Source organism: Glutamicibacter sp. 2E12 (assembly GCF_050030965.1).
Lineage (GTDB): Bacteria > Actinomycetota > Actinomycetes > Actinomycetales > Micrococcaceae > Glutamicibacter.
In genome coordinates this window covers 2,044,591-2,064,559 of sequence record NZ_CP188297.1, presented here as the reverse complement: position 1 = coordinate 2,064,559, position 19,969 = coordinate 2,044,591, and the positions used below count along the sequence as shown (strand labels likewise).

Below are 19,969 nucleotides of genomic sequence, written 5' to 3'. Positions count from 1 at the left end.
CCGGACGAAGCCGGGCGTAGGTCACTTGTCTTCAGCGATAGCCTTCATCGCCTTCCAGCCGTGAGTGACCCCGCCGCCGGCGCGCAGGGCGGCCGCGACCATGACCGCCTCAGCAACGTCAGCCTTGGATGCACCGGCCTTGACGGCACGCTTGGCGTGGTCCTCAATGCAGAACGGGCACTGCGTGGTCACCGCCACCCCGACAGCGATCAACTCACGGGTGGCGAGATCGAGGTTTCCGGCGTCCTTCTTGAACACGGCCTTGTCGAATCCGAAAAGGCCGAGACCATCTCCGGCGCGGACTCCTTGATGTCGGCCATGAACGCGGTTTCCTCATTGTGGTTGTGCATTGCTTCTCCTTCTCGATCGATTGTTTCTAGGTTAGTTCGGTGTGCCCGATCCCGCCGGGGCCGGGCGAGTGGTCATCGCACGCTCTTGACTTTCAGCACCGCCAGACGATCTCCGACAGCACCCGCCGCCGGGTGCTAGATGTCGCCGCGCGCCTGGGTTACACCCCGTCCGCGGCTGCGCGGACGCTGAAGCGAGGACGATCCGGTGTCGTGCTCTACAATCTTGAAGCCCTGGCCACTCGGCTCGGCCTCGAGACTGCTGCTGACCGAGCTTACTGCGGGCTTCGACGCGGTGGGCCTGACTCTGATGACGCACATCGAAGGGGCGGGGGGTGCCCCTATGTTCTGTGTCAAGCTATTTTCAGCTCCGGAACGTCATAAAGTGCGCCATCCCGAATCATGGCAAACAGGACCGTGAGCCGTCGGTGGGCCAAAGCGATCAACGCTTGGTTATGGCGCTTCCCCTGAGCCCGTTTACGGTCATAGTATTCCCGGCTGGTCGGATCAAAACGGATGGAAGCAAACGCCGAAAGGAACAGTGCTCGCTTCAAGCGTTTGTTGCCTGAATGGCTGACGCGTTCGGACTTGATCGACGTGCCAGACTGGCGCGTGGTTGGCGCCAGGCCAGCGTAAGAGGACAGTGATGCGGCGCTGGCGAAGGTTTTGCCGGAGGTCTCGGCGATGATGATCGCGGCGGTCCTGACGGCGACCCCTGGCATGGAAGTCAGGACCGGGTAAAGAGGGTGAGCCTCCACCAGGGCTTCCAAGTGCGTAGCCACGTCCACGCGCTGGGCGTGCAACGAGATCAGCTGGCGGGCCAGATGCGGGATGACTAAGCCTGCGGCGTCGGTGCCGACCACGACCACGGTTTGCTCATCCAACGCATCCAAGATGGCTCCGGCCCAAGCAGTGTGCCGGCGGGCACCGTATTTCTTCAGCTTCGCGTCGATCCGCGCTTTGCCGGCATGCTTCAGCTGCGCGGGGGTGGGCCAAGCAGAGAGGACCTCCAGCACCGCGTCGTGCTCTAGCCACGGGCCGAGGATCCGCTCTAGTGGCGGGTGGATTTGGGTGAACAACCCGCGGATCCGGTTGCTGGTCTGGGTGATCTGACGGGCCAGATCCAAGTCGAATCCGGTGAGCATGCCCAGGGTGGCTTCGTCTTCGTCAGAGACCTGGATGCTGCGCAGCGTGTGGGGCATGGTGCGCGCCGCATCAGCGATGATGAAGGCGTCTTTTTCGTCTGTCTTGGCCGTCCCGGGATACATGTCTGCGATGCGCCGCATCGAGAGTCCGGGCAGGTAGGCCACCGGAATACCGAGGTGCTGGGCGACGGCGACGGCCAGCGCGCCGATGGTGGCTGGCTGATCAACGATCACCAAGACATGTCCTTGAGCTAAAAGCTTCTGATACACGGCGGTGAGTTTGGCTTCGTCGTTGGGCAGGGTCTTGTTCCATATTTTGGTGCCGTCCTTGGTGACGGCGCAGGCCCAGTGGTCGGTTTTCCCTACGTCCAGGCCGAGGAAAATATCGATATCCGCGGTGATCATGACTAGTGCTCCTTTGAACTAGTTCTTGTTCAAGGTCGACCAACCGTCGGTAGCGAAGTCTTACATCCACGTTATGACAGGCGTCCAGTGTCCTGGCGCCGCGCCCCTAATTAGCAATCACCACGCTGCCATCCCAATCTCGGTGGCAACACCCCCCGGATCATTGGTTAGACAGGGGCAAGACACCATGCCGAGATTGGTCGGCCGACAGTCCCTATGATCCTCTTTTTAGGGACTATCAAAAAGATAACGGGTGCCCCTATGTTCTGTGTCAAGCTATTTTCAGCTCCGGAACGTCATAAAGTGCGCCATCCCGAATCATGGCAAACAGGACCGTGAGCCGTCGGTGGGCCAAAGCGATCAACGCTTGGTTATGGCGCTTCCCCTGAGCCCGTTTACGGTCATAGTATTCCCGGCTGGTCGGATCAAAACGGATGGAAGCAAACGCCGAAAGGAACAGTGCTCGCTTCAAGCGTTTGTTGCCTGAATGGCTGACGCGTTCGGACTTGATCGACGTGCCAGACTGGCGCGTGGTTGGCGCCAGGCCAGCGTAAGAGGACAGTGATGCGGCGCTGGCGAAGGTTTTGCCGGAGGTCTCGGCGATGATGATCGCGGCGGTCCTGACGGCGACCCCTGGCATGGAAGTCAGGACCGGGTAAAGAGGGTGAGCCTCCACCAGGGCTTCCAAGTGCGTAGCCACGTCCACGCGCTGGGCGTGCAACGAGATCAGCTGGCGGGCCAGATGCGGGATGACTAAGCCTGCGGCGTCGGTGCCGACCACGACCACGGTTTGCTCATCCAACGCATCCAAGATGGCTCCGGCCCAAGCAGTGTGCCGGCGGGCACCGTATTTCTTCAGCTTCGCGTCGATCCGCGCTTTGCCGGCATGCTTCAGCTGCGCGGGGGTGGGCCAAGCAGAGAGGACCTCCAGCACCGCGTCGTGCTCTAGCCACGGGCCGAGGATCCGCTCTAGTGGCGGGTGGATTTGGGTGAACAACCCGCGGATCCGGTTGCTGGTCTGGGTGATCTGACGGGCCAGATCCAAGTCGAATCCGGTGAGCATGCCCAGGGTGGCTTCGTCTTCGTCAGAGACCTGGATGCTGCGCAGCGCGTGGGGCATGGTGCGCGCCGCATCAGCGATGATGAAGGCGTCTTTTTCGTCTGTCTTGGCCGTCCCGGGATACATGTCTGCGATGCGCCGCATCGAGAGTCCGGGCAGGTAGGCCACCGGAATACCGAGGTGCTGGGCGACGGCGACGGCCAGCGCGCCGATGGTGGCTGGCTGATCAACGATCACCAAGACATGTCCTTGAGCTAAAAGCTTCTGATACACGGCGGTGAGTTTGGCTTCGTCGTTGGGCAGGGTCTTGTTCCATATTTTGGTGCCGTCCTTGGTGACGGCGCAGGCCCAGTGGTCGGTTTTCCCTACGTCCAGGCCGAGGAAAATATCGATATCCGCGGTGATCATGACTAGTGCTCCTTTGAACTAGTTCTTGTTCAAGGTCGACCAACCGTCGGTAGCGAAGTCTTACATCCACGTTATGACAGGCGTCCAGTGTCCTGGCGCCGCGCCCCTAATTAGCAATCACCACGCTGCCATCCCAATCTCGGTGGCAACACCCCCCGGATCATTGGTTAGACAGGGGCAAGACACCATGCCGAGATTGGTCGGCCGACAGTCCCTATGATCCTCTTTTTAGGGACTATCAAAAAGATAACGGGCGCGGCGTCGAAGCTGCATGGAGCGACATCGCTCCTGCTGCAGTGCTGTCCTACACTTTCGTGGATCCGAATTCAGATCGTGTTATGCGCACTGCCGGCGTGCAGTGCGTGGCCGTACTCTTCTCCGGCGAGTCCGACGGGAGCGCGCGCTTCGTCCGGCCCGACTCCAGGATCGGTCGGCTGCAGGCAGAGCACCTCATCGCGGCCGGGCACACGAGAATCGGCTATGCCTACCCCGAGTCGCCTTTGCTTAGGGACTTCGCCGAACCGCGGCTTGAAGGTGTTCGGGCAGCATGTGCGGACGCTGGCATTGCTGCGCCGGAGGTACGTACTGTGCCGCTCGACGCCCAATTCGCCGCTGCCGCGATCGAGCACTGGCGAGGGCTGGACGATCCTATGACGGCGATCTGCGCCTACGTCGCCGAGGCTCGGCGCATCGAACATGAAGTGACATCGGCCCTGCATGAAGGCGCCGCCCCCGAGGCGACCGATCCCGCCAATCTCTTCACCACGGTCGTTCCGGAATCCGCTTGACAAAAACACAGCCCCTTTTACGGCTTTGCCCCGGCAGTTCTCCTGCTCAATCAGAGTCGGAGTTCTTCAGCAGGTGCCGCGAGTGCAGTCCCGGTTGCCAGCAGATCGACCAGCGGAATGACAGCATCGAAGGCGGAAGCACCCTCCTCTAGCGAGGCGATCTTCGCCCCGTCGAGCAGAGCCATTAGCTGCCTGGCTATCCGGTCCCGGCTGCGCGGATCGCTGTCGTCGAGGCAGCGGTCGAACCTTTGCAGCAGCGACTGCCGCTGATCAGCAAGCACCCGGGAAATCCCCCCGGAATCGTCGAGATGCTCCGCCGCCGCTGCTATGAAGCAGCAGCCCGCATACCAGTCCTGAGCAGCTGCAGCCGCCGCAAGGTCGAAGACCGCTCTGATCAGCAGTCCCCCATGGACCCCTCTCCGTTCGAGGGAATCGATCTCCCGCTCAGAGCGCTCAGCCTGGCGTTCTAGATACGCACGCACGAGATCCTCTTTCGATGAGAAGTGTGCATACAAGGTGGCCTTGGCGACCCCGGCCTCCGAGATCACCCTGGCCACGCCCACGGCACGGACTCCGTGCTCGGCGAAGAGCCGCGAGGCCGCGTCTAAGATCCTCGTGCGTGCGGAGGGTCCTTCCTGTGGTGAATGGTCTGGCATCGTCATGGGCTTGACGATACCAGACCGACCGGTCTACCCTGAAAACCAGGCAGACCGGTCGGTCTGGTTGTTTGACTGAGAGTGAAGGAAATCCACATGGGGGCTGCGGGCAGCACCGAGTTGTGCTTCAACCATCCTTCAAGACTCCACGACCATCGGCTGACCGGGCCACTCTAGCAGCAACATGTCAATGAGGTAGCGGGACCTAACCCCGATGATATGCCGCCCTCCGCTCGCTTGACCACCAACCAAGCATCCAACCCAGCATCACCCATCACATACAGGAGAGAAATCATGACCGCACCAAAACGCGCCCTAATCGTCATCGACGCCCAGCAGGAATACTTCGAAGGACTCCTCCCCATCCAGCACCCGGACCGCGATACCTCGATTGCCCGCATCGATGACGCGATCCAAGCAGCCAAGCAGGCCGACATCCCGGTCGTACTTGTGCAACACGAACTGCCCGCCGAATCCCCAGTCTTCGCCTCCGGGTCGCCAACCTACGACAACCACCTCGCGGTCGCCGCGCACGAAAATCACGCAACACATCGCGTGCACAAAAAATTCTCCAGTATCTTTGCCAACACCGACCTCGCGGCATGGCTGCGCGAGCAGTCCGTCGATACCATCACACTGGTCGGGTACATGACCAACAACTGCGTGGTCGCATCAGCGGCCGCAGCCGAGCCACTCAACTTCGCGGTCGAGGTCCTCTCCGACGCAACCGGAGCGATCGACCTGGCAAATGAGGCCGGACGAGCCTCCGCACAGCAGGTTCACGAAACACTCATGGCTCTGCTGCACTCGAACTGGGCCTCCGTCACAGATACCGGAATCTGGACCACGGCCCTGCAAACCGACCAGGCTCTAGCCAAAAGCGATCTCGTCACATCCGCAACACAAGGCCGTACCAACGCCTGACGAGGAACTCCCAGTAACAAGTTGCAGCGTCGCCCGGCATTCGAAGAACGCCGGGACCATACTAGCCCTCTGCAAAATCGCTTTTCCAATCGCTCATCTTTCCCAGATATTGACAATCACCCCAAAAGAAACAAGGAGAAAACGATCATGGCAGGACACGCCCCAATCCCCGAACTCGTCGCTCAACGCACTTCGTCCGGCACCTACACCGTTCGCAATAGCGCCGGTGCCGAGCTGCGCATCGGGGCACCCGGTGCCGCCGGCGCATTCTCACCCGTCGAACTGCTGCAGGCCGCGCTTGCTGGCTGCGCTTCCCTTTCCGCCGAAGCGCAACTAGTAAGCAGACTCGGCGAAGAGTTCGACGCCGTCACGACCGTAAATGCGGTTTACGACGCAGAGCAGAACCGAGTGGAGGAGCTCATCACGAGAATCACGGTGGACTCATCGGAACTCGACCAAAGCGATCACGACAGGCTGGTCTCAAGCGCGGTGCGGATCATCGACAAGCTGTGCACAGTGAAGCGATCACTCAACGCCGGCATCGAAGCCACCACCGAACTTGAAAGTCAGGAGTGCGGTAGCTGACCTGCCCCTGAATAACGTTTGCCCTAGCCGTATCATGCGAGGCATGTCCTAGACGGCTAATGGGCAACGAGACAGAGCAGCCCCGCGTCCATTAGTCGCGGGGCTGCTCTGTCGTTGACATTGCGTGCTCAGCCGCGACCCCAGAATGCGTCCTCTGCGGCTCCGTCCTCGGAGAACAAATGCACGGCGACGATCTTGCCGTCGCGGATCGTCAGTAGATCCACTCCTGCCATGTCCATCGATGCACTGGAGCGTGCACCGGTAAAGCGTACTGGGACGGCAACGAATTCGCCGTTGACCATCGCAGAACCGGTCACGGCAAGCTGGAAGCTGCCCTCGCTGGCTTCCATCATCCCGCCGAGCAGCGTACCGACGCCCTCGACACCGACATGCTCCCCGGAGAACTGGTTGGCTCCCGGCTGATGCCACACAACCTCCGGGCTCAGCTGAGCCATCGCGGTGGGAACGTCGCCGTTACCCAAGGCATCAAAATACGCGGCCGCGACTTCGGCGGGGGCGGTCTGGTTCTGGGCCATGGAATCTCCTTAATCGTGCGGTATATGGATACACTAATGGTAACTATCGGTAACCTGTTACCTCAACGTAACTGCAGAAAAGAGTGCAACATGGACGAACAGCCGCCGTGGAACGTGATGGTCGCGTCGTGCCCGTCGCGCACATCGCTGGCGCGAATAGCTAATAAATGGACCGCAATGACAGTGATCGCTCTCAGTAAGGGCCGTCTGCGATTCGGGGAGATCCGCAAGGCCGTGGACGGGATCAGCGGGAAAGTTCTGGCCGATACCCTGCGCGACCTAGAGCGCGACGGGATTGTCTCGCGGACTGCGTATGACCAGATGCCTCCACGCGTGGAGTACGAGCTCACCGACCTCGGGCAGACGCTGAGGCAGCCGCTCGAGGCGCTCGGCCAATGGGCCGAGACGCACTTCACCGAGGTTGAGACCGCCCGCGCTTCCTACGACGAGAAGTTGGCGGCCGCCGATATCGCGGTGAGATGACACCGGATGCTGGGTGGGCTTCCACTCGTGGGATCAATCCAGTCAGATCCGAATCGAGTGCTTCTGGCCCCGAAGCAAGGACGTCAGAAGCCCTCGAATTTCCCTTCGAGGGCTTCTCCGGCAATACGGATTTTGGGACTAATCGCCCAGGAATGCCGATAGCCGTTCCTCGAAAGATTCCTTGGACATCGCACCAACGAAAGAACCAGCAGATTGGCCATTGTCAAAGATTCTGAAGGCAGGGATAGATGAGACCGAGTACTGCTGAGCCAGTTGTGGATTATCGTCGACGTTGATCTTGACGACCTTGATCTTTCCAGAGTTCTCCTGAGCCAACGTGTCCAGGATTGGAGCTACTGCTCGGCATGGTGGACACCATGGTGCCCAAAAGTCTACGAGGACTGGAATATCGCTTTGGAGGACTTCAGCCTGGAATGTGGACGTGGTTGCAGATTGAACTGACATGATTTTTCTTTCTGTGATGTGCAAACTTTGGCTATGGGAAGATCCTGGACTCATCTGCTGTCTATGATCTGAGAGAGGCTTTCGTTAAGGAAAGTCTGACGGCAATTGGCAGGCGTCTTGGTGTTATCGAAATAGCGCGGGTCCTAGGGCCGATAGCAATCGTGCGCAATTTGAAATGGTTCTCGACCAATACGTATGCGGCCCCAAATGTAGCTGAAGGAAACCGTGGAAAGGCCACAAGGGCGCTATATCGTATTTGAGTTTCTCATCGGTCATATCGAAATCTACACGGTGCAGTACTTGTGCTCTGCTGCATGACGTTTCAGGCTGGTCTATCGCACGTCAAACACCATTAAAACTCGTTAACTTGCTGACGCCAGCGAGGAAAGAACAACAAATGATGTCCCGGGTGGGAGTAACCAAACGGCGGATGCAGGACTCGGCATTCCTCAGCTGCTCCGCATGTCGATCATGGCCTTGGATGAATTCTTCCTACCCAAAGAATCACAGGAATTGATTCCCTCAAACATCAAGTCCTGGGTTGGCCTGCTAAAGGACAGGAACATATTCTGCAGAGATCCTTAAATTAGATCGTCTGCGAAGCATAGACCAGTTGGAATAATCTTACAGAGCAGACGAGAGGAGCCGGCGAACGTCTGACTGGCCAAATTCAGAATTGATCATTTTGAACTTTTCAGACAGCTCAGTTGCCTCTTGTTGCATCCAACGAACGAGTTGCGATCTACGGGGTTCTTCCAATCGGGCATCAATGGCCTCCAGCGAAATGGCCGCGACGGCTGCCCCGTCTGCCCCAAGGACTGGTACACCGATGCCACCGGCACCATCGATCCATACTCTCGGAGCGGTTGAGTAGCCCAGTTGTTGAGACTGTTCAATAAGGAAGGGCAGCTTCGCAAAATCCTGGTTTTGACTCAACCCGTCCTCATTAGAGGCGCCCAAGATCAATTCTTCGATGAGGTTCTGGGGTTGCCCGGTCAGCAGTGCGAGACTACCGCCACAGGTCCCCAGCGACCGATAGTCACCTACGCGGATAAGCGTAGTTTTAATCGGGTAATCACCTACGTGACGGTCGATGCACAACGCTTTGTCGCCGATTCGAACAACAAGATACAGTGTGTCACCAGTGAGTTCCGCGAGGCGTTCCAAATGGGGTGTTGCCAAATCGACAATGCCATGACGATTAGAAGCCCTGATGCCGATTGGAACAAGGGGAAGCCCGAGATAGTAGACGGACTCATCCTCCGACAGCTCAAGCCAACCCAAATTGACCAGCGTGCCGAGAATCCGATGTGTCGTGGTTTTTGACAATTCCGAGTCGTTGACGATGGTAGTAAAACGGCATCCATCTACCCCAGCATCGGCAACAACCTGGATAATCCGGGTTGCGCGCTCCACACTACGGACACTCTCAGACTGGTTTTCTCCCACTTACTGCCTACTCTCATTGGCTACACATGGCTAACGAACAGGATACCCCGATGAAAGATATACATTTAGCCTACTTCAATCCTGATCTCTCGGCTCGAGCAAGGTACTACAAACCAGCCGTCGGCTCGGTCCTATCTAAACCGGAAGGATGATGTCCGAACCGACGGCAGCGTTGATAATGCCTTACTTTACGAAGATTAAGAGCAGACCGTGTGTTTTTGCTCGAAGACCGAGTACTTGTTCAATTTTTGAAGCACGTCACCACTTCAATCCCAGCGCTCCTTCTAGAACCCTAAAGTAGGGTGGTGACGACATCCACCGGACGAGCCAACGTGTCACGAATGGGCGATCGACGTTCGACAACCGCGACGAGTTCAGCCAGCTGCTCGCGGCTTGCCTCCGGAGCATCAATGTCAACATTGATGCGGATCTGGCTTGCTCCAGGGTGCTCTTCGGGAGCAATTTCCAAGAACGATGCTACATCAAAGTCACCTTCCACCTGCACGTTGAAAGCACGAAGGGTGATTCCAGCGTCAGCCGCTTTCATGGCGAGGCTTGCCGTGTAGCACGCAGCAAGTGCTTGCAGGACGTATTCAGACGGAGAAACATCCGTGTCATCGCCCAAGAGTGCCGGCGGCTCGTCACTCTTCATGCTGAACTTGTTAACCCGTGATTCATCGCGGACACCTGCCTGAGTAATAGCTCCGGTGCCGGATTCCAGGCTCACGCCGCCGGCCCATGTGCCTTGAACTTCAAACGTGAACTTTCCAAGATTTCGATCGGCCTCAACTGCTTTGGTGGTCTGTCGCAGGACATTGACATCGATTCCTTTGTTGATATCTGACTGAGTTTCTACGAGGTCCATTTTCGCTCCCTAGGTTATTTGTGATCCGAGTACATGACTAAATGACATGGCGATAACTTGTACCCGGATACGAACCAGTAAACATGAAAACCATCCCCAGATCAACATGCAAGTTCCATTCGTGAGTATTTAGTGATCAAAAATGGAACTTGATATTCGCTCGACTACGTATTTTTGCTCATATCTAGAAATTTATGGGTAAGTTATGGTTCTAAGTTCCGCTTTAGTGTAATCTTCCATTTATTCGGAAGTGACTCCCGTCACCTCTATTGTTGGCTTGAGTGTTCCATCTCGAGTATGCGGCCAGCATGAACGGTCGCATCTTTACGGGCTGGCCAAGAACTTAGGTAGATACATGAACAAAAATTAGCTCGAAAGTCTCGCTAAAGGACTCGAAGCAAGGATCTCTGGAAATGACCCTAAACGACGGCTTGCCGCTGAAACTATGGGAACGGGATATCTCGTGATTTCTTAACCGAGGGTAGGGCGAGCAAGTTTGCTGACAGCCCAGAGTCTGTTCCAGTTGCAGAAGGGAACCTAGCCTCTTTCAGACCCTTCTGATCTGAGTCTTGTCCCGAGCATGGACAGCTTATGCATGCCATGTTGAGTACCGATGTCCTGGCCCAACGAGGCGACAACCCGCGTACATCACAAAATGCCCTAAGAATAAACAAACCAACGAATATGAACTAACTTGAGGTGACCCCAAGATGCAAACTCCTTTGAACGCACTCGGTTCAGCAGAAAACCTAGTCCGCCAAGATGAAAACCCATCAAATCCGCTGGAAGAACTCAATCTGGCACAGCTGCGAAAACGAACGAGCATGAAATGGGCAGCACATCCGGAAAACGTTCTACCCCTATGGGTTGCCGAAATGGACGTCAACCTAGCTCCTCCCATTGCCGAATGCTTAAAAAAGACGGTTGACTCGGGCGATACCGGATACCCAGCGGGAACGCAATTGGCCGAAGCAGTGAAGTGCTTCGCCTCTGAGCGTTGGGGCTGGAATGGATTAGCTGTGGAACGCACCGCGATTGTTCCGGACGTGATGATGGGCATTGTCGAAGTGTTGCGACTGATCACCGACCGAGGCGACAACGTCGTAGTCAGTCCCCCGGTCTATGCCCCTTTCTATGCCTTCGTCAGCCACGATGGCAGAAATATCATCGAGGCTCCCTTGGGAGGCGACCTGCGCATATCCATGGAAAATCTGGATAAGGCCTTTGCCCAAGCCACTATCGGAGGTAAACGAGCCGCATACCTTATGAGCAACCCACACAACCCCACCGGGACCGTACACACTGCAGCCGAACTTACTGCCGTGGCCCAGTTGGCACGCGCTCACGGGGTTCGCGTCATTTCCGACGAAATCCACGCACCACTGATCTTGGCAGGTGCCACTTTCACGCCCTACCTCAGCGTCCCGGGCTCGGAAAATGCCTTCGCTTTGACTTCTGCGTCCAAAGCCTGGAATCTTGCCGGACTCAAAGCGGCGCTGGCCTATGCCGGTGAAGAAGCCGCAGAAGATCTAGCGCGTATGCCCGAAGAAGTCAGCCACGGACCAAGTCATCTAGGGATCATAGCCCACACTGTCGCTTTCAACCAAGGCAGACCATGGCTGGACTCACTGCTCCAAGGCCTTGATGATAACCGTGCATTACTGGGCAAAATTTTGGCCGAGCATATGCCACAGGTGGGCTACAAGGCCCCTGAGGGAACGTACTTGGCGTGGCTGGACTTCAGCGACATGGGAATTACGGAAGAAGCCCAAGATGGGAAGCTAGCCACCGTCGCCGAACTATCCGGGCCGGCTCAGTTCTTCATCGACCACGCCCAAGTAGCTCTGAGCTCCGGCCACGTCTTCGGAAGCGGCGGATCAGGCCACGCAAGACTCAACTTCGCAACGTCCAAGTCGATTCTCAAAGATGGACTACTACGCATGGCCAGTTCTTTGAAAGCCCTCCATTAGAGATCAGTCCATGGCCACAAAATGTGCATTCTCAAGATGAGATAGCAACCGACAATGTTCCAGTTCCGCGTTCCCCAAAGAATCCACGGCTTCCCGCAAAGGATTCACTGACTTGACGATCGAAGAAGACGGCTACTAAGTGCCGGAACCCACATCTCATTGGATTCGCAGATAAACGGTCTATCTGACCAGTGAAGTGTCCAAGAAAGGATCACATGAAAACCTCTAAAACCTCGCGGGATAGCCTAGCAGGAACGGCGAAGACCGACTCGGTCATCGAGCTAGAAGACAACGGCTATCAAAAGAACCTTACGGGACGGCAGATCAATATGATTGCCATCGGAGGTTCGATCGGCACTGGTCTCTTCCTTGGAGCCGGAGAACGATTAGAATCTGCAGGACCATCGCTGGTCTTCTCTTACGCTATTTGTGGCATCTTTGCATTCTTCATCTTGCGCGCGCTTGGCGAGCTTATTTTGCATCGGCCCACTTCTGGTTCATTTGTATCGTATGCGCGTGAATTTTTCGGAGAGAAGGCCGCCTTCGTCTCGGGATGGTTCTATTGGGTCGTTTGGGCGGCAACCACAATTGTCGACATCACTGCGGCGGCAATCTACATGAATTTCTTCGGAAACTACGTGTCTTGGATAGCAGATGTCCCGCAGTGGCTATGGGCATTGCTCGCACTCATCCTGGTTCTGTCGCTTAATCTGGTTTCAGTCAAGGTGTTCGGGGAGCTCGAATTCTGGTTCGCCTTGATCAAGGTAGCTGCACTGGTGGCGTTTATGCTGGTGGGAATCTACTTCGTAGTATTTGGAACCCCTATCGATGGCCACGAAGTTGGTATTGGAATGATTGCGCAAAACGGTGGCCTCTTCCCCAATGGTCTACTGCCGATGATCATGCTGATGCAAGGAGTTGTATTCGCCTTCGCCTCGATCGAAATGGTCGGCACCGCAGCAGGAGAAACAAAACACCCTGAAAAGATCATGCCCAAAGCAATTAATTCGGTAATTTTCCGCATCGCAGTGTTCTACGTGGGATCCGTCGGACTACTTGCTCTGCTGCTGCCTTACACCTATTACAAAGCTGGAGAAAGCCCATTCGTGACGTTCTTCTCCGCAATCGGAATTGATGGAATCGATGTCGTGATGAACTTTGTTGTCCTCACTGCGGCCCTCTCCTCACTAAACGCTGGTTTGTACACGACAGGCCGGACTCTACGATCTATGGCTCTGGCCGGATCTGCACCACGCATGGCCCGCAAGATGACTCGCAGGGGCGTTCCGGTCGGAGGAATTGCTATCACCGCATTTGTGGCATTGCTTGGAGTCCCGTTGAACTACTTGATGCCGGGAGACGTGTTCGAAATAGTGCTGAGCGTCGCTGCAGTGGGCATTATCGTCGCGTGGGCAACCATCATCGCTTGCCAGCTCAAATTGCAGCGCTTATCGCGCCAAGGCAGTCTAGTCCGCCCGTCGTTTCGCCTGATTGGTGCTCCCTACACTGGGTATGCAACATTGTTGTTCCTTGGCGTCGTGCTGGTAATGGTGTTTGTGGAGTCCCCAGCTACCTTGGTCGTAACTGCTGTGTGCTCCACAATGATTTGCATCGGATGGTTTGGTTGCCGCGGGCGAATCCGATCAATTGCACAAGCAGGGTACAGCCGAGTAAAGAATTAGGGGACTTCGATAGAACACTCGGATAATAACAATTTGCCATAGCCGGCCTTCTTCAATGTGAAAACCCGAAGCATCCGGAGATCTTTGCCGGCGCTAATGATGTACTTCATGGCAAATTCGAACGCTGCGAGAGATCTGCGGCAAGAGAAAGCGACGTTCTGACAGTGCATCCGCATTAGAGCACAATACAGTTTTGGTGTTATCGAATTCTAGATAGCGTAGTAACACCTGGCTTGGCTTCAAATAATAGTTCTTGCGAAGAGCTCGGTTGAGATATCTCAACCGAGCTCTTCGCAAGAACGACGCCTGAGCCGTCAGCGTAGCCCTCCTTCACGTTCTTTGAGACTGCGTTTGCCGAGTTGGAATCCCTTGGGAAAGCCAAGCTTAGCAAGCCGTTGGTGTTTCAGTGCACCTTCGCTGCCGTGGGCTGATCGAGTCATGGGCTAGAGTCATTTTTATCGGCGGCCGAGGTATAAACTTGTGTGTTGCCATCGCAGCTCCTTACCCCTAAACCAGACACGTTCAGTATGAACCGTCCCGGAAATCATGCCGCCGTCTTATGTGCGGCTGCGTCGGGTAACGAGCCTGTCATTTCATCATAGTAGGCTCGCTCAAATTCCTCTGGAGTTTGGTGATCCAGCGAGGAATGCAAGCGATCATTGTTGTACCAAAAGACCCAGCCGAAGGCGACCTCAACGACGTCGGATTCGGTCTTCAACGCACCAGTACGGAACGGTGAACCCTTGGCCACGGTCTCGTTCTTGAACAAGCCCATCACCGTCTCCGCGGCGGCATTATCGTAAGCGTCGCCGACACTGCCAATCGACGGAACCAGCCCCTCAATTTCCAAAGTGTCGGTGTACCGGATCGAGGTGTATTGGCTTCCCGCGTCCGAGTGATGCAAAAGCCCCTTGTCAACCGGCCTTTTGCTGTGTTTTCGGCGCCACAGGGCCATTTTCAGGCACTGCTCCACGAAAGCGGCGTCTTTCACAGTGGAGGTTTCCCAGCCGACGATGGCCCGCGAATACAGATCGATCACCAACGCCACGTAGACGAACCCGGAATACACCGGCACGTAGGTGAAGTCCGTGACCCAAATCCGGTTTGGTGCCTCTGCCGTGAAGTCTCGGTTCAGCAGGTCACCGGCCCTGCGTCCGTCCTTGCCAGGGATCGTGGTGCGGGTCTTGCGGCCCCGGATCATGCCGTTCATGCCCTCGTCACGCATGAGCCGGTCAACGGTGTGTTTGGAGACCGCGGGGAAGCCGTTGCGCCGCAGCCAAGCGGTCATCTTTCGCCGGCCATAAAGGATTTCTGGCTTCGGTCTTCCTTTAGCGTCTAACACTTTGAGGCTGCGTAACGTGTCAATGACCTTCGCATCTTCAACTGCTCGCAGGGCCGGAGGCCTTGTTTTCCAGGCCCGGTAGGTTCGTGCGGTAACCTGCACGCCCTGCTCACGCAGGACGGCGCAGATCGACTCGACCGCATGACCTTCGGCCCGCTGCTCATCAACGAATCGGCAGATTAGCGGCGGCGAGGGTCGAGTTCCCTCGCGAAGAAAATTGAGGCAGCTTTCAAGATTTCGTTGGCTTCCTTCAAATCCCGATTCTCCGCCCGCAACGCCTTGAGCTCATCGAGTTCGGTAGTGGTTGGGCCGTCCTTCTCACCGGTGTCGGCCTGGGCCTGGAGCACCCAGCGACGCAATGATTCGGGACCGACATCCAGCTTCGGAGCCAGGGCCTTGCACGCTGCATATATGGAAGGGTACTCGGAGAGCCGGTCCACAACCATCGCTACGGCGCGTTCACGAACTTCGGCAGGGTATTTCTTGGGCATGGTTGCTATCTTTCTCTCGAAAGACAGCGGCATCAAATCAGGGACGGTTCATTCTACACAGGCGACTTGCAGGTTTTACGGTCCGGCAGGCATTTATGCTGCTGGGAGCTGTGCATCATGTGGCTGATAGCTTAGACCGAAATTGCGGGCGAGTTCCTAGGGCACCGTCGAAACTGCTCGGGGCACCGCTCTGTAATCGGACACATCGCGGTATTGATTGTGAAAAGCCCACAGAATCGCTTACATGCAGCTGTCACAAATCGATTTCGTCAGCAAGGCAAGGTCCGAAAAATGAAAAGCGAATACTGTCCCATCGACTAGAATTTAGCTAGTCATGCCTATTTTTCTTCCATGAAACGAGGATCCAGGTGGATGCGACGGCTGTTCGACTTCCGAATGCTGAGGTCCCATTTATAAGCCCTGCGGACGTGGACCCGGCAGTTGTGATCAGTAAGTGACGCGAAATTTAGGTGCCGCTGGTTCTCAAATACTCCTCACGCTTCCCGCCGTGACTTCGATCATCTCCACTGCGGATTTATATGCCATTTGAAATCAAACGTCCACGATGATGCCAGGCTTCCTTCGTGCAATCGAGGCAATCTTCGTCCGGCTCAATGCAGCTCTGATCCTTCCCGCTCTGGGGTAGTTGCTTTTTATGGTCATAGGCAGGGGCATCCAGGGATTCGGAGTGAAATCGTGACCCATAGATAGTATCTACTGAGGTTGAGCCTAGGTCGCCACCTTGGAAATGTTTTCGATTCGGCCCAAGGAATGCAGAAATTGTTCGTAACCGAAATCTTGAATGGCGACGGAGGATTTGCCATGCCTCGGGCATTCTTGGTGCTACTCCCCCGTCAAGTACAACTCGCAGGTTTTGAGAATGACCCCGAGTTTATCGGATAGCGGATGGCTGGCCACGACACGGAAACTAAAATGTAAAGTGGTTGGCGATCGCGACCATTAGGGGAATCGTTCCCAGAGCACAAATGGTCTGCGTACCAGTGATTGCGGCAATCAGGCGTGTGTCTCCACCCATGCGGGCTGCCAGAACGTTGGCGCTCGGGGCAGTTGGCACAGCGCAGATCAAGACGATGGCGGACAAGCTGGTCCCCGTCACCCCAAGGGGGATTGCGATCGCCATTGCTGCCACTGGAAGGATAGCCAGCTTCAGGATTGTTGCGATGCCAATATCGAGCACATCGCGCCAGCGGAAATTAAAGCTCAGTGCTGCTCCGGCAATGAGTGTTCCGCACACCAGCGCTGGAGCGGCGAGCATGTTGAGCGTGGATCCCAGAAATCCCGGCAAGGGTATAGACAGGGTATTAATCAATAATCCACCCGCACACGAAAGGATTAGTGGATTGAACATCAGTTCCTGCCATAGCCGGAGCTTACCGCCGTAGCGCTGCTTTGCCCCATAGACGGAAAGTGCGCTGACGCAGATGATGTTCACCAAGGGAACAACGACCGCACAAGCAAGTGCAAAGCTGGCAATACCGGCAGACCCATGAAGCGCAGACACGAAAATCAGACCGATATAGGTGTTGATGCGGATTGAACCTTGCACAAGAGAAGTTAATTGCGGACCGTTTGCGCGAACAAGCTTACCCAATCCTAAAGCGAGCCCGGCTACCGCTAAAACCGGTATCAGCAGACTGAATAGCAATGGCCCCGGCTCGATGATGGAAAGATCGGCGCTCCCGATGCTAGTAACAAACAAGGCCGGTGTAAAAATCCAGTAGCTCATCCACGACAAACCCTCCCAGAATCCTCCCTTGTCAGGGAGGTATCTGCGCAGAAATATCCCTGCGATGAGGATTAGTAGAATAGGAAAAATTGCGGCGCTCACGACATTCACACCCTTGACTATGGTGCAATGGGTTAGTGCATTTCAACCATGACAATATGACTGGTTCGCTCCTTGCCGCCGACTTGGTGACTTTACTGGGCCGCGGGTGGGACATTCAGCATCTGCGAGAGCTCTTGTCCAATCATGAGATTCGTCAGATCACACTCACCACGGAAAAATCCCAGCAAATACTTGCGTGGGCAACGCTTCTCGAGCCAGCCTTCACCGCTGAGAGCGTAGATGCGCGCCTGGAGTCGATCAATATCTTGCTAGCGAAAGGTGCAACAAAGACCTATGTGACAGCCCACGATGGGTTGCGACCCCATCTGCATTTTGCTTCCGAGGATCAAGATCTCGTGGCGCGAGTCAAAGCCGTCACCGCGGGAGGTCTGGCAATTTTCACCGTGGAATCCGGAGGCCAAAGGCTAGGTACCTGCCAGAGACAAGGTTGCACCGTTGCTTACGTCGATACCAGCCGCAATGGGTTACGCACCTATTGCTCCGCTCGCTGCGGAAACCGAGATGCCGTGGATCGCCACCGCTCCAGCTCCAGAAGAGATTCTCAACATTAAGTAAGCCGAGCTCAAAACCGGACAGTTTCAGCTTAGCTAATTAAGCAAACCATCGTTCTATATGGTCTCGTATAAACGCGAAGCTGCACAAAGCAGCGCGCTCTTCTTCTTTGAGGTTCTCATTTGTGGAAGGCGTAATGACTACACAACGCAGTATGCACTAGACCATTAATGCTAAACAGTGGTAACAACCTAACCTACGGAACAAGGACATCCTCAGATCAGAAAGTATTACCCGATGTTCAACACCTCGCCGCAGCCTCAGATTGAACTGACCGCAGAAAGCATAACTAAGCCGTTAGGCCTTGAGTAGAAAAATTCAAATCATTCCTGCTTCAGGAAGGGCAATTGCCCAGGCAACAAAATTCTCTAGACCTCTCCCCCTTGTCCAGTAGCACATCTGCCAGAACCGTTAGATTTGAGACGATGGATAATAGCCCCGGAATGAACTGCTCCCCGAAAGTTGGACTGTAAAAGTCAACAACTTTAGGGGAGCATTTTCATGCACGCACGAAGCACACTATCCGAGTACCAACGCGAGCAACTCGTGGAACTCTTCGAGCAAGGCTATGGATATAGGTCTGTGGCATCAGTGATTAAAGTCGGTACATCCGCGAGCAAGCGCCTCTACAATCAGTGGCGGTTACATGGCAGGCTATGCCTCATGCAGAAACCAGCAAAAAAGCAGTATTCCTTCGAGACCAAGAAGGAAATCGTTGACCGGTTCCTTGCAGGTGAAACTGCCATGGAACTTGCCGCAAAGTTCAACGTCAGTTCCGACGTGTTGGTTGCCGATTGGGTGCGGTTATGGCGAAAAGGCGGCGACGACGCACTGATGCCCAAACCTAAAGGACACCCAAAAGGCTCCGTACCTAAATCGCCTTTGAGCGAAGAAGACAAGCTCCGCCAAGAAAATAAACGACTGCTAGCCAAGGTCGCTTACCTGGAAAAACTCCGAGACTTGAGGGATCAGGGGCATCGCTGAAAACCCAGGTGATTGTCACCCTCAAGTCAGAACACGACCTCGCAGACCTGCTGGCCGTAGCTGGCTTAGCCAGGTCAACCTATTACTACCATCTGAAGTTGATGGATCAGACAGCTCCGTATGCGGACCTCAAAGCAGCCATCACCACGTCGTTTGAGAACAGCAAACGACGCTACGGGTACCGAAGAGTCCACATGGACCTGCGCGCTCAAGGATGGGCCATCGGCATAAAGCTGGTCCGTAAGCTCATGAGAATCCTAAATTTTCAGTCCAAAGCGCGCCCTAAGCGACGCTACAACTCGTACCAGGGCGAGCAGAGCAAGATCGCTGAAAACCTGTTAGCGCGGCACTTTGATGTTGATACACCGGACACTGTTTACGTCAGTGACGTGACAGAGTTCAGGGTTGACCAGGAGAAACTGTATTTGCCTCCCATCATGGATCTGTTTGACCACAGCATCTTGAGCTACACGATCGCTTCGTCACCAACTACGGCGTTCACTAATCAGAGCTTGGCTCAAGCCTTAGGTTCGAAAGATTTCGGGAAGAAGCTGCTGGTCCATACGGATCAAGGATTCCAGTATCAGCATTGGTCGTGGAAGGCTTTGCTGCAGGAGCATGGTGCGGTGCAGTCCATGTCTCGTAAAGGGAACTGCTTCGACAACTCGGTCATGGAGAATTTCTTCGGTCATCTCAAGTCGGAGATGTTCCATGGAGAGCACTTCGCAGATTTCGAGGATCTCAAGGTGGAGATTGAGACGTACATTGATTGGTACAACGTCAGTCGGCGTCAGGAACGACTGAAGGGTATGACGCCGATGGAATATCGATGCCATACCCTTGCAGCCTAAGCAGGACTATTATTTAGCTCGTCCAACTTTTGGGACCCAGTTCACATCGCCAGATGCCGGGGCCAAACTGCATAGTCGCTGGGATCGCTACCGCGATCGCCGGGGTCGATG

At 55.6% G+C, this 19,969-nt stretch carries 18 protein-coding genes and 1 pseudogene; 9 read left to right on the top strand and 10 right to left on the bottom strand.

Features of this window, described 5'->3' with window-relative positions; genetic code table 11:
* Window positions 1-21: 21 nt before the first annotated feature.
* The 3 genes and pseudogenes from ACP3TE_RS09735 to ACP3TE_RS09725 all read right to left on the bottom strand — a co-directional run.
* Window positions 22-264: pseudogene (locus ACP3TE_RS09735) on the bottom strand (carboxymuconolactone decarboxylase family protein); the annotation flags it as partial.
* Window positions 265-700: 436 nt separating this feature from the next.
* Window positions 701-1,897: an IS110 family transposase gene (locus ACP3TE_RS09730; RefSeq protein ID WP_426733378.1), complete on the bottom strand. Its 1,197-nt coding sequence runs from the start codon at window positions 1,895-1,897 to the stop codon at window positions 701-703.
* Window positions 1,898-2,168: 271 nt separating this feature from the next.
* Window positions 2,169-3,365, bottom strand: a complete 1,197-nt coding sequence (locus tag ACP3TE_RS09725) for an IS110 family transposase (RefSeq protein ID WP_426733376.1) — start codon at window positions 3,363-3,365, stop codon at window positions 2,169-2,171.
* A gap of 296 nt (window positions 3,366-3,661) precedes the next feature.
* Here ACP3TE_RS09725 and ACP3TE_RS09720 point away from each other — a divergent pair, with 296 nt between their 5' ends.
* Complete coding sequence (locus ACP3TE_RS09720; protein ID WP_426733374.1) at window positions 3,662-4,153, top strand: substrate-binding domain-containing protein; 492 nt, start codon at window positions 3,662-3,664, stop codon at window positions 4,151-4,153.
* Between the two features lie 50 nt (window positions 4,154-4,203).
* On the opposite strand, the gene ACP3TE_RS09715 is transcribed toward ACP3TE_RS09720, so the two are convergent.
* Complete coding sequence (locus ACP3TE_RS09715) at window positions 4,204-4,815, bottom strand: TetR/AcrR family transcriptional regulator (protein WP_133835000.1); 612 nt, start codon at window positions 4,813-4,815, stop codon at window positions 4,204-4,206.
* Between the two features lie 288 nt (window positions 4,816-5,103).
* Between ACP3TE_RS09715 and ACP3TE_RS09710 the strand changes: the two genes are divergently transcribed.
* The gene (locus tag ACP3TE_RS09710) at window positions 5,104-5,733 is read left to right on the top strand and encodes an isochorismatase family protein (protein ID WP_426733372.1); all 630 of its coding nucleotides are present in this window, start codon (window positions 5,104-5,106) and stop codon (window positions 5,731-5,733) included.
* 147 nt (window positions 5,734-5,880) lie between these two features.
* Window positions 5,881-6,318, top strand: a complete 438-nt coding sequence (locus tag ACP3TE_RS09705) for an OsmC family protein (protein ID WP_208294306.1) — start codon at window positions 5,881-5,883, stop codon at window positions 6,316-6,318.
* A 128-nt stretch (window positions 6,319-6,446) separates the two neighbouring features.
* Here ACP3TE_RS09705 and ACP3TE_RS09700 read toward each other — a convergent pair whose 3' ends face one another.
* Window positions 6,447-6,854 (bottom strand): nuclear transport factor 2 family protein, encoded by a 408-nt coding sequence (locus ACP3TE_RS09700; RefSeq protein ID WP_133834998.1) that lies wholly within the window; start codon window positions 6,852-6,854, stop codon window positions 6,447-6,449.
* Here ACP3TE_RS09700 and ACP3TE_RS09695 point away from each other — a divergent pair.
* A complete protein-coding gene (locus ACP3TE_RS09695; RefSeq protein WP_402696797.1) occupies window positions 6,741-7,337 on the top strand; it encodes a winged helix-turn-helix transcriptional regulator in 597 nt (198 codons plus the stop codon). The genes ACP3TE_RS09700 and ACP3TE_RS09695 overlap by 114 nt on opposite strands.
* A gap of 138 nt (window positions 7,338-7,475) precedes the next feature.
* Here the strand turns inward: ACP3TE_RS09695 and trxA are convergent, their stop codons facing one another.
* From trxA to ACP3TE_RS09680, 3 genes are all read right to left on the bottom strand, one after another.
* Window positions 7,476-7,802, bottom strand: coding sequence for a thioredoxin (gene trxA, locus ACP3TE_RS09690; RefSeq protein ID WP_402696796.1), 327 nt, complete (start codon window positions 7,800-7,802; stop codon window positions 7,476-7,478).
* A 624-nt stretch (window positions 7,803-8,426) separates the two neighbouring features.
* On the bottom strand, window positions 8,427-9,218 hold the full coding sequence (locus ACP3TE_RS09685) for an IclR family transcriptional regulator (protein ID WP_402696794.1): 792 nt from the start codon (window positions 9,216-9,218) through the stop codon (window positions 8,427-8,429).
* A gap of 325 nt (window positions 9,219-9,543) precedes the next feature.
* Window positions 9,544-10,116: an OsmC family protein gene (locus ACP3TE_RS09680; RefSeq protein ID WP_426733368.1), complete on the bottom strand. Its 573-nt coding sequence runs from the start codon at window positions 10,114-10,116 to the stop codon at window positions 9,544-9,546.
* Window positions 10,117-10,826: 710 nt separating this feature from the next.
* On the opposite strand from ACP3TE_RS09680, the gene ACP3TE_RS09675 reads away from it, so the two are divergent.
* Window positions 10,827-12,086, top strand: coding sequence for a MalY/PatB family protein (locus ACP3TE_RS09675; RefSeq protein ID WP_402696788.1), 1,260 nt, complete (start codon window positions 10,827-10,829; stop codon window positions 12,084-12,086).
* 215 nt (window positions 12,087-12,301) lie between these two features.
* Window positions 12,302-13,768 (top strand): amino acid permease, encoded by a 1,467-nt coding sequence (locus ACP3TE_RS09670; RefSeq protein WP_426733365.1) that lies wholly within the window; start codon window positions 12,302-12,304, stop codon window positions 13,766-13,768.
* A gap of 544 nt (window positions 13,769-14,312) precedes the next feature.
* Here ACP3TE_RS09670 and ACP3TE_RS09665 read toward each other — a convergent pair.
* Both ACP3TE_RS09665 and ACP3TE_RS09660 read right to left on the bottom strand, forming a co-directional pair.
* Window positions 14,313-15,601 (bottom strand): IS3 family transposase gene (locus ACP3TE_RS09665; RefSeq protein ID WP_426733363.1). Its coding sequence is split into 2 segments (ribosomal slippage): window positions 14,313-15,328 and window positions 15,328-15,601, totalling 1,290 coding nucleotides; the frame shifts between segments, so codons are not numbered across the junction.
* A 928-nt stretch (window positions 15,602-16,529) separates the two neighbouring features.
* Window positions 16,530-17,450, bottom strand: coding sequence for an AEC family transporter (locus ACP3TE_RS09660; protein ID WP_402696785.1), 921 nt, complete (start codon window positions 17,448-17,450; stop codon window positions 16,530-16,532).
* Between the two features lie 56 nt (window positions 17,451-17,506).
* On the opposite strand from ACP3TE_RS09660, the gene ACP3TE_RS09655 reads away from it, so the two are divergent.
* From ACP3TE_RS09655 to ACP3TE_RS09645, 3 genes are all read left to right on the top strand, one after another.
* Window positions 17,507-18,022: a CGNR zinc finger domain-containing protein gene (locus ACP3TE_RS09655; protein WP_286172337.1), complete on the top strand. Its 516-nt coding sequence runs from the start codon at window positions 17,507-17,509 to the stop codon at window positions 18,020-18,022.
* Window positions 18,023-18,686: 664 nt separating this feature from the next.
* Complete coding sequence (locus tag ACP3TE_RS09650; protein WP_402696783.1) at window positions 18,687-19,007, top strand: helix-turn-helix domain-containing protein; 321 nt, start codon at window positions 18,687-18,689, stop codon at window positions 19,005-19,007.
* An 8-nt stretch (window positions 19,008-19,015) separates the two neighbouring features.
* A complete protein-coding gene (locus ACP3TE_RS09645) occupies window positions 19,016-19,858 on the top strand; it encodes an IS3 family transposase (RefSeq protein ID WP_402696781.1) in 843 nt (280 codons plus the stop codon).
* Window positions 19,859-19,969: the final 111 nt, after the last annotated feature.